Origin of the sequence: Corynebacterium sp. HMSC056F09, assembly GCF_001815785.1 — a bacterium.
Lineage (GTDB): Bacteria > Actinomycetota > Actinomycetes > Mycobacteriales > Mycobacteriaceae > Corynebacterium > Corynebacterium hiratae.
Genome location: NZ_KV821944.1, coordinates 13192 through 13789 on the forward strand (window position 1 = coordinate 13192; position 598 = coordinate 13789).

At 57.7% G+C, this 598-nt stretch carries 1 protein-coding gene; it reads right to left on the bottom strand.

The annotated features are described in order from the left end of the window. A partial coding sequence (locus HMPREF3056_RS08110; protein ID WP_141759862.1) for an HNH endonuclease signature motif containing protein occupies positions 1 to 598 on the bottom strand: 598 nt, incomplete at both ends.

The following is a 598-nucleotide window of genomic DNA, read 5'->3' on the forward strand; positions in this document are numbered from 1 at the left end:
TAGCTGCTGTCGGGTGGTTCCTCTGGTGGTGTGGTCGGAGTTGTTGTGGTGGCTTGGCCTGAGGCTCTCTCCGCGTTGAGTCTGGCGACTGCTTCTTGGTATTCCGGCATCGCGGTTATCGGTGCTCCCCAGGGTGGGATGAACGCCACGCCGGTGTTGAGGCGGTACATGTAGCCGCGCCCGGTAGGCCTTAAAGGGTCATCGTCGTTAATGCCGTTGTGGTAGGCGCACAGGAAGGTCAGGTTCTTAATGTTGGTGTAGCCGCCTGCTTGCCAGGGCACCAAATGATGGATTTGGCAGTAATCAGCTGGCTTATTACACCCTGGTCTAGAACACGTGTGGAATTCGGCGTGCAGGGTAAGGCGTTGGTTGAAGTTTGCCCCGCGCTCGAGCCGCCAGGTGTTAATAGGCCCTTCGATAGGGTGCACGATGGTGGCGTAGCCGATTTGCGCAAACTTGTGGGTGAGAAACTCTGCCCCGGTCATGCGCGCACCGTTGGTGAGGTTGAGCTCTATTTCGTCGCCGTCACCGTTGATGATCTGGTCTAACTCGTTCAGTGTGACGATGACTTGGGTGCGCACGGAAGGCTTAGTGCCGG